The 9,555-nt window shown below is 67.7% G+C and carries 9 protein-coding genes; all 9 read left to right on the top strand.

Translation table 11 applies throughout. From position 1 onward, the window contains the following. Nucleotides 1-200: 200 nt before the first annotated feature. Nucleotides 201-1,901 (top strand): proteasome ATPase, encoded by a 1,701-nt coding sequence (arc, locus tag VOI19_RS07485; protein ID WP_323792335.1) that lies wholly within the window; start codon nucleotides 201-203, stop codon nucleotides 1,899-1,901. Nucleotides 1,902-1,930: 29 nt separating this feature from the next. Next, on the top strand, nucleotides 1,931-2,515 hold the full coding sequence (locus tag VOI19_RS07480; RefSeq protein ID WP_323792334.1) for a lysophospholipid acyltransferase family protein: 585 nt from the start codon (nucleotides 1,931-1,933) through the stop codon (nucleotides 2,513-2,515). 43 nt (nucleotides 2,516-2,558) lie between these two features. Beyond that, nucleotides 2,559-4,067 (top strand): depupylase/deamidase Dop, encoded by a 1,509-nt coding sequence (gene dop, locus VOI19_RS07475; protein ID WP_323792333.1) that lies wholly within the window; start codon nucleotides 2,559-2,561, stop codon nucleotides 4,065-4,067. 157 nt (nucleotides 4,068-4,224) lie between these two features. Beyond that, a complete protein-coding gene (locus tag VOI19_RS07470) occupies nucleotides 4,225-4,422 on the top strand; it encodes a ubiquitin-like protein Pup (RefSeq protein ID WP_300401514.1) in 198 nt (65 codons plus the stop codon). Next, nucleotides 4,419-5,267 carry a proteasome subunit beta gene (gene prcB / locus VOI19_RS07465; RefSeq protein WP_323792332.1) on the top strand — a complete coding sequence of 283 codons (849 nt, stop codon included), beginning with the start codon at nucleotides 4,419-4,421 and terminating at the stop codon, nucleotides 5,265-5,267. The genes VOI19_RS07470 and prcB overlap by 4 nt, the downstream gene beginning before the upstream one ends. After that, on the top strand, nucleotides 5,264-6,142 hold the full coding sequence (gene prcA / locus VOI19_RS07460) for a proteasome subunit alpha (RefSeq protein WP_323792331.1): 879 nt from the start codon (nucleotides 5,264-5,266) through the stop codon (nucleotides 6,140-6,142). Before prcB ends, prcA begins: the two co-directional genes overlap by 4 nt. Before the next feature lie 516 nt (nucleotides 6,143-6,658). Beyond that, nucleotides 6,659-7,348, top strand: coding sequence for a hypothetical protein (locus VOI19_RS07455; protein ID WP_323792330.1), 690 nt, complete (start codon nucleotides 6,659-6,661; stop codon nucleotides 7,346-7,348). A gap of 89 nt (nucleotides 7,349-7,437) precedes the next feature. Beyond that, nucleotides 7,438-8,799, top strand: a complete 1,362-nt coding sequence (pafA, locus tag VOI19_RS07450; RefSeq protein ID WP_323792329.1) for a Pup--protein ligase — start codon at nucleotides 7,438-7,440, stop codon at nucleotides 8,797-8,799. 70 nt (nucleotides 8,800-8,869) lie between these two features. Beyond that, nucleotides 8,870-9,555, top strand: a 686-nt coding sequence (locus VOI19_RS07445; protein ID WP_323792328.1) for a hypothetical protein, incomplete at its 3' end; no start/stop codon positions are given.

Below are 9,555 nucleotides of genomic sequence, written 5' to 3'. Positions count from 1 at the left end.
GGCCGCGAGAGCTGTCGTTTGGGACCAAACGACAACGGACCGTGCCCACCCCGGTGTGAAATCGTGACCCTGTCGGCGTGGTTCTCCACTTCCGGGTCGACCTGTCGCGGGTAGGGTCGACCGGACAGGAGGTGGTCCTTATGTCGAACATGGATGCTGGTGCCAACCGAGGCGATTCCGGGCGCAACCCGGAGGAGCTCATGTCGCAAGTGCGCTTCTTGGAGGCCGAGGTCACTGACCTGCGCCGTCGCCTCTCGGACGGACCGCTGCAGCCCCGCGGCCTCGAGCTGCGACTGGCCGACACCCAGCGCTCGTTGGCGGCGGTGACGGCTCAGAACGAGCGACTAGCCCAGACCCTGCGGGAAGCGCGCGACCAGATCACCACCCTCAAGGAAGAGGTCGACCGGCTGGCTCAGCCCCCGGCCGGGTTCGGAACCTTCCTGGCGCGCAACGACGACGACTCGGTCGATGTCTTCACCGGCGGACGCAAGCTCCGGGTCAACGTGAGCCCTGCGGTCGACCTCGACGACCTCCACAAGGGTCAAGAGGTGATGCTCAACGAGGCGCTCAACGTCGTGGCTGCCCTCGACTTCGAGCAGGTCGGCGAGGTCGTGATGTTCAAGGAGGTGCTCGCCGATGGCGACCGCGTCCTGGTCATCGCCAACGCCGACGAGGAGCGCGTCGTCCGCATCGCCGAGCCGCTGAAGGAGATCACGCTCCGAGCAGGCGACTCGCTGCTGCTCGACTCGCGCGCCGGCTACGTCTACGAGCGGGTGCCGAAGTCGGAGGTCGAGGAGCTCGTCCTCGAAGAGGTTCCCGACATCGACTATAGCGACATCGGCGGCCTCTTCGGCCAGATCGAGACGATCCGCGACGCCGTCGAGCTGCCCTACCTCCACCCCGAGCTCTTCGTCGAGCACGAGCTCAAGCCGCCCAAGGGCGTGCTCCTCTACGGGCCCCCGGGTTGCGGCAAGACGCTGATCGCCAAAGCGGTCGCCAACTCCCTGGCCAAGAAGGTCGCTGCCCGCACCGGGCAGGAGGGGAAGTCCTACTTCCTCAACATCAAGGGCCCCGAGCTGCTCAACAAGTACGTCGGCGAGACCGAGCGGCACATCCGCCTGGTCTTCCAGCGCGCTCGGGAGAAGGCCAGCGAGGGCACGCCCGTCATCGTCTTCTTCGACGAGATGGACTCGCTCTTTCGCACCCGAGGATCCGGGGTGTCCTCGGACGTCGAGAACACGATCGTTCCCCAGCTGCTCAGCGAGATCGACGGCGTCGAGCTGCTCGAGAACGTGCTCGTCATCGGTGCCTCCAACCGCGAGGACATGATCGACCCGGCGATCCTGCGCCCGGGACGCCTGGACGTGAAGATCAAGATCGAGCGTCCCGATGCCGAGTCGGCCCGTGACATCTTCAGCAAGTACCTCACCCCGCGTCTCCCGCTGCACGCCGATGACCTGCGTGAGTTCGGCGACGACCGCGAGGCGTGCGTGGCGGGCATGATCCGCGCGACCGTCGAGCGGATGTACACCGAGACCGAGGAGAACCGTTTCCTCGAGGTCACCTACGCCAACGGTGACAAGGAGGTCCTCTACTTCAAGGACTTCAACTCGGGCGCCATGATCCAGAACATCGTGGACCGGGCCAAGAAGATGGCCATCAAGGACCTGCTCGAGCACGAGCAGCGGGGCCTGCGGGTCTCGCACCTGCTGCAGGCCTGCGTCGATGAGTTCAAGGAGAACGAGGACCTGCCCAACACGACCAACCCTGACGACTGGGCACGGATCTCGGGCAAGAAGGGTGAGCGCATCGTGTTCATCCGCACCCTCATCACCGGCAAGCAGGGCACCGAGCCCGGCCGCTCGATCGACACGGTCCCCAACACCGGCCAGTACCTCTGAGTCGGGGCGGGGCCCGGTACGGTCTCGCCATGAATCGCCACTTCTTCGTACGTCGGAACCTTGCGCGACTGGTGCTTCGCCTGGCCAGGTGGCGTACGGCGGGTCAGGTGCCCTCCAAGGGCATCCTGGTCGGCGCGCCGCACACCTCCAACTGGGACTGGGTCCTGACGATGCTGCTGGCGTGGGACAACAGCGTGCAGATCCGGTTGCTGGTCAAGGACTCATTCTTCAAGGGCCCGCTCGGCATCCTGATGCGGGCCACTGGGGCCGTCGAGCTCGACCGGTCCAACCCCGGCGCCACGATCCGCACCCTGCTGGAGCAGTCCGAGAACGACGAGACGTTCCTGCTCGGCCTCGCCGCCGAGGGCACGCGCAGCAAGAGCGAGTTCTGGAAGTCCGGCTTCTACCGGATCTCGCGGCAGACCGGCATTCCCGTGACGCTCGCCTACATCGACACGCCGTCGCGCACCGTCGGCTGGGGACCCACGTTCTCGCTCACCGGCGACGTCGGCGCCGACATGGACCGCATTCGAAACTTCTACGCCGACAAGCGCGGCATCCGGCCCGAGCTGACGACCGAGCCGCGCCTGCGCGAGGAGCTCGACGGATCCTGATGGGTGGGCCGGTGTCGCTGAGGCGCAGCGTAGGGTCGAACGCATGAGTGTGCGCCGGGTGATGGGAACCGAGATCGAGTACGGCATCTCCGTGGTCGGCCAGCCGATGGCCAACCCGATGGTGGCGTCCTCGCAGGTGGTCAACGCCTACGCGACGGCGACCGTCAAGGCCCGTCGCGCCCGCTGGGACTTCGAGGAGGAGTCCCCGCTGCGCGACGCGCGCGGCTACGACATGTCGCGCCAGGTCGCCGACGCCTCACAGCTCACCGACGAGGACCTCGGCCTCGCCAACGTCATCCTGTCGAACGGTGCCAGGCTCTACGTCGACCACGCGCACCCCGAGTTCTCCACCCCCGAGGTCACCAGCCCGCGCGACATCGTGTGCTGGGAGAAGGCGGGGGAGCAGGTGATGCTCGACGCCGCCAAGCGCGCTGCCTCGCTGCCCGGCGGCCCCGAGATCGTGCTCTACAAGAACAACACCGACAACAAGGGCGCCTCCTACGGCGCACACGAGAACTTCCTGATGCGTCGCTCGACGCCGTTCGCCGACATCGTGCACCACCTGACGCCGTTCTTCGTGAGCCGCCAGGTGGTGTGCGGCGCCGGCCGGGTGGGCATCGGCCAGGATGGTCGCGAGCACGGCTTCCAGATCAGCCAGCGAGCGGACTTCTTCGAGGTCGAGGTCGGGCTCGAGACCACGCTGAAGCGTCCGATCATCAACACCCGCGACGAGCCGCACGCCGACCCGGAGAAGTACCGCAGGCTGCACGTGATCATCGGCGACGCCAACCTCTCGGAGGTGTCGACGTACCTCAAGGTCGGCACGACCTCCTTGGTGCTGGCCATGATCGAGGACCGCTTCATCGACCGCGACCTGAGCATCGACGGCCCGGTCACCGCCCTGCGCGCGGTCTCGCACGACCCCACCCTGAAGCAGACGGTGACCCTCAACGACGGCCGCACGCTGACCGCCGTACAGCTGCAGCTGGAGTACCTCGACCATGCTCGCAAGTACGTCGAGGACCGCTACGGCAGCGACGCCGACGAGCAGACCGTCGATATCCTCGCCCGCTGGGAGTCGGTGCTCGACGCGCTCGAGAACGACCCGATGTCGCTGGCCACGCAGCTGGACTGGGTGGCCAAGCTCAAGTTGCTCGAGCAGTACCGCTCGCGCGACGGACTCGACTGGAGCGACGCCAAGCTCCAGCTCATCGACCTCCAGTACTCCGACATCCGGCCCGAAAAGGGGCTCTACCACCGGCTCGTCGCCGCGGGACGGATGGAACGGCTGCTCACCCAGGAGCAGATCGACGACGCGATGCACGACCCGCCGCACGACACGCGCGCCTACTTCCGTGGCCGGTGCCTGGAAAAGTACGCCGAGCACGTCGCCGCGGCCTCGTGGGACTCGGTGATCTTCGACCTGCCAGGGCGCGAGTCGCTCCAGCGCGTCCCCACGATCGACCCGCTCCGCGGCAGCCGGTCCCACGTGGGCGGGCTGCTCGATCGCTGCGACACCGCCGAACAGCTCTTCGCCGCGCTCACCCGCTGAAAGTGTTGTCGTTTGGTCCCAAACGACGTGCGGCGGCGCCCGTAGATTGCCGTTTGGGACCAAACGGCAACTCCTGGCGCAGTCGCGAGGACGGTTGAGACCGGTCTGAGACCTGAACTGTGCCGAAAGTGTCGGGGTGTCTGGATAGGGTCGGGGCATGGCCCAGGAGCAGAAGCAGCCGCGCAAGTCCCAGGAGACCGAAGAGACCACCGAGGTGGCCCCCGAGAGCGATCTCGCCGAGCGCAAGGAAGCGATCGACAACGACGTCGACGACATCCTTGACGAGATCGACGAGGTACTGGAGTCCAACGCCGAGGACTTCGTGAAGTCGTTCATCCAGAAGGGCGGCCAGTGAACGGCCCCCGACTCCCGGAGGCCTTCCTGCAGCCCGGACCGTCGTCGTTCGCCGACTTCCTGGCTGCCCAGGCTCCCGATCTCCTACCGGGTCGCACGGGCCTGCCGCAGGGCAGTGCCGCCGACCTGGCGCCTCACGCCACCACGATCGTGGCTGCGACCTTCGCTGACGGCGTCGTCATGGCCGGCGATCGCCGCGCCACGATGGGCAACATCATCGCCCAGCGCGACATCGAGAAGGTCTTTGCGGCTGACGAGTACTCAGCCGTCGGGATCGCCGGTACCGCCGGCCTCGCGGTCGAGATGGTCCGTCTCTTCCAGACCGAGCTCGAGCACTACGAGAAGATCGAGGGCAACCGCCTCTCGATGGACGGCAAGGCCAACCGGCTCGCCGCCCTGATCCGCAACAACCTGCCGATGGCCATGCAGGGCCTCGCAGTGGTGCCCCTGTTCGCGGGCTACGACGTCCGCGCCGAGCAGGGTCGGATCTTTAGCTACGACGTCACGGGCGGCCGCTACGAGGAGACTGCCTTCCACGCCGTGGGCTCAGGATCGATGTTCGCCCGCGGAGCCCTCAAAAAACTCTACCGCCACGACCTGAGCGCGGAGCAGTGCGTCGAGGTCATCGTGCAGGCGCTCTACGACGCCGCGGACGACGACTCCGCGACGGGCGGACCTGACCTGACCCGGCGGATCTTCCCGGTCGTCCAGGTGATCTCGTCCGAGGGTGGGGCCCGCATGGACGACGCCGCGGTCGCCGCGATCGCCGACCGTGTCATCGCCGGCCGAATGCAACGCCCTGACGGCCCCGCGGCCGCACTCGGCGGAGAGGAGTCCGCACGATGAGCCAGCAGTTCTACGTCTCGCCCGAGCAGCTGATGAAGGACCGGGCCGACTTCGCCCGCAAGGGCATCGGACGCGGGCGCTCCGTGGTCGCCGTGCAGTACGCCGACGGCATCCTCTTCGTCTCCGAGAACCCGTCCCAGGCACTGCACAAGGTCTCTGAGATCTACGACCGCATCGCGTTCGCCGCGGTGGGCCGCTACAACGAGTTCGAGAACCTACGCATCGCCGGGGTGCGACTGGCCGACATGCGCGGCTACGCCTACGACCGGCGCGACGTCACCGGACGCGGCCTGGCCAACGCCTACGCGCAGACGCTCGGCACGATCTTCTCCAGCGGGGGAGAGAAGCCCTACGAGGTCGAGATCTTCGTGGCGGAGGTGGGCGACACGGTCGAGGACGACCAGATCTTCCGACTCACCTACGACGGTCAGGTGGCCGACGAGCACGGGTTCGCCGTCATGGGCGGACAGGTGGAGCCGGTCGCGGCGAGCCTGACGGCTGCCGACGTCTCCGGGGCGCCTCTCGAAAGGGCGCTGCGTGAAGCGGTGATCGCCCTCGGACGCTCGGAGAGCGGGGATCGTGTGATCGCCACGACCGATCTCGAGGTGGCGGTCCTCGACCGCACCCGCACCCAGACCCGCAAGTTCTCCCGCCTCAGCCCGGCTCGGCTCGATGAGTTGTTGGGCGACCGAGGCGACGCTGATCCGGCGTCCGCCGTCGGAGGCGGCCCGGCGACGCGTCGCTCCGGACGTGGAGGCGCGACCGCTCCCACGGTGGACGATCCCGCTGACCCGACCGACCAGGTCAGCGGTGCCGTCGCGCCGCTGGAGCACCCGACCACGGGAGAGCCGCCGGTCGCTCCGCCCAACGACTGAGCTCTGTTCGTGGGCTGAGCGTCACTTGGCCGACCTCTCGCACGAGCACGCTTCGATGTGATCGGGGTGTTGCCGTTTGGTCCCAAACGGCAGCATCTGGCCTGCAGAAGTGCGGTTTCTGACCAAGCGACGAGCTGTTGAGGCCCACGAGCGGGGCAGGTGACTGTGGAATCACGCGCCTCTCCACAGGAAGCGTGGCGACTCGTGCGGTGCCGGCGTGCGCGGAGCAGGGTCCGCACCATGAAACGAGAGCGTGACGTACCCATCAGGGGACAGATGCGGCGGCGCGGCTATCGACGTGTCGCCCACGGGTTGTTCCTCCATCATGCGCAGGGTCTGAGCCCTGAGATCGAGTGGCGCCGGGACCTGGTCGCGTGGCTCGAGCTGCTCCCAGCCGGCTCGGTGTTCACCGGGCTGACAGCAGCCAGGCTCCTCGGATGGCACGTGCCGAAGCTGCCGGAGCAGGTTCCCGTGTTTGCCGCCACCGGGTCGGATCGACGACCACGTCGTCCCGGGGTGATCTGTTCCCGTCTGACGCGGACGGTGCGACCGGGCACGGTGGGTGGGCTTCCGATCGACTCCGCCGAGGAGATCCTGCTGCGATGCGCTCGAGATCTCGGCCGCCTCGACCTCCGCGTTCTTGTCGAGAGCGCCCGCCATGCCGGCCACGCGGACGCCATCCGCATGGAGGTGCTCCTTGCATCGGGTCGCCCCGGCGTCCGCCTCCTCCGCGCTGTCTGGGAGAGCAGCACGGGAAGGTCCGACTCCGGCGGCGAGAGCGTGTTGCAGGAGTTCCATGACGTCCTGGAGATTAGGTACGAGGCTCAGAGGAAGCTCTACGACGCCGACGGGCAGCTGGTGGCGGTCGCTGACCTCTGGATAGTCGGCACCAATCGGATGCACGAGTACGACGGCGGGGTGCACCGCGCGCCCGACGTGCATCGCAACGACCTGCGACGTGAGCGCGGTCTGGGCCGCACGGGCTACGAACGTCGCGGGTTCACGATGGACGACCTCCTCAACCATGCGCTGGTGACCATGCAAGAGATCGATCGCGATCTCGCGAGGCCCTCACGACTCCGGCGCTATCGCGCGTGGATGGCCCTCATCGAGCAGTCGCTGTACTCGGAGGTGGGCCGCGAACGGGTGATGAACCGCTGGCATCGTCAGATGGGGGTCGCTGATTGGTCACGTACGGCGTCCTGAGGCGCGGGATTGTTGTCGTTTGGTCCCAAACGGCAACACCCCACCCGAAGTCGCGGCGGGAGCACCCAGGGAGGACCTAGGCTGCGGGTGTGGACAGGCGGATCTTCGGAATCGAGAACGAGTACGGCGTCACGTGCACGTTCAAGGGGCAGCGGCGGCTGAGCCCTGATGAGGTGGCTCGCTACCTCTTCCGCAAGGTCGTCAGCTGGGGGCGCAGCAGCAACGTGTTCCTGCGCAACGGTGCTCGCCTCTACCTCGACGTGGGCAGTCACCCCGAGTACGCCACCCCCGAGTGCGACGACATCGCCGAGCTAGTCGCACACGACAAGGCCGGCGAGCGGATCCTCGAGGGGTTGCTGCTCGACGCCGAGCAACGCCTCCACGACGAGGGCATCGCGGGGGAGATCTACCTCTTCAAGAACAACACCGACTCGGCCGGCAACTCCTACGGCTGCCACGAGAACTACCTCGTCGGACGCGCGGGGGAGTTCAGCCGCCTTGCCGACATCCTGATCCCGTTCCTGGTGACCCGCCAGATCGTGGTGGGCGCGGGCAAGATCACCCAGACCCCGCGCGGGGCGTCGTACTCCGTCAGCCAGCGCGCCGAGCACATCTGGGAGGGCGTGAGCAGCGCGACCACGCGCAGCCGCCCGATCATCAACACCCGCGACGAGCCGCACGCGGACGCCGAGAAGTACCGCCGGCTCCACGTCATCGTCGGCGACTCCAACATGAGCGAGACGACCACGATGCTCAAGGTCGCCAGCTGCGACCTGGTGCTGCGGATGATCGAGGAGGGCGTGGTCATGCGTGACCTCACCCTCGAGAACCCGATCCGTGCGATCCGCGAGATCTCCCATGACGTCACCGGGCAGCGCAAGGTCCGGCTGGCCAACGGCCGGGAGGCGAGTGCGCTCGAGATCCAGGGCGAGTACCTCGCCAAGGCCCGCGACTTCGTCGACCGACGAGGCATCAGCACCCCGATCATCGAGCGCTCGCTCGACCTGTGGGAGCGCGGGCTGAAGGCGGTGGAGTCCGACGACCTCGGCCTCGTCGACCGGGAGATCGACTGGGTCATCAAGTGGAAGCTCATCGAGCGCTACCGCGCCAAGCACGGACTCCCGCTCGACCACCCGCGCATCGCCCAGCTCGACCTCGCCTACCACGACATCCACCGCAACCGCGGGCTCTACTACCTGCTGGAGAAGAAGGGTGCGGTCGCCCGGGTCACCACCGACCTCAAGGTCTTCGAGGCCAAGACCGTGCCGCCGCAGACCACGCGGGCCCGCCTGCGCGGGGAGTTCATCAGCAAGGCTCAGGAGAAGCGGCGCGACTTCACCGTTGACTGGGTCCACCTCAAGCTCAACGACCAGGCCCAGCGCACCGTCCTCTGCAAGGACCCGTTCCGGGCCCACGACGAGCGCGTCCAGCGACTCATCGACGGCATGTGAGAGACCCACACGTCGGGCTTGTAGGCTTCGGCGCGCCGTCCCTGCTCGACCGACTGAAGGTTGAAACCCCGTGCTCCGACGCCCCCGTGCTTCCCGCCGTCCTCTGGCGCTGCTGACCCCTCTCGCGCTCGTTGCCGCGCTCGGCACCGCGTGTGGTGACGAGACCACCGTCGCCGTCGGCGGGTTCGACCGCAGCGAGGCCTTCGAGATCTCCGGTGAGGCGGGCAGCGCCCCCGAGGTCACCTGGAACGGTCGGATGGACGCCGAGGAGGCCGAGACCGAGGTCGTCACCGAGGGTGAGGGTGCCGAGCTGGCCGAGGGCGACCAGGTCCTGGTCGACTACTACGTCGGCAACGGCTTCACCCGCTCGACGACGCTCGACACCTACGCCGAGGAGCAGGTCCCGACCGTCGTCCCCGTCGGTGGCGAGGTCGCCCAGCCCGTGTCGGCCCAGCCCAGCGACGAGGAGATCGTGCGCTACCTGCTCGACGTCTTCGTGGCCGAGCAGATCACCGCCGGCGACACCGTCGGTTCCCGCAAGGTCTCGACCGTGACCTCCGCCGACATCGTCGGAGTGGCCGGCAGCGTCCTGGACGTCGGCAACGAGGACGCCCTCATGGTCGTCATCGACCTCCAGAGCGTCGTCAAGACCCGTCCCGACGGCACCCCGATCCGCAAGCGCGCCGCCTGGGTCCCCGGCATCACGTTCGAGGAGGGCACTCCCACGGGGCTGGACTTCAGCGATGTCGCCGCCCC

This window comes from Nocardioides sp. (assembly GCF_034670285.1).
Classification (GTDB): domain Bacteria; phylum Actinomycetota; class Actinomycetes; order Propionibacteriales; family Nocardioidaceae; genus Nocardioides.
Note: the sequence above shows the minus strand (reverse complement) of the source record. Positions and strands in the feature narration are given on the sequence as shown.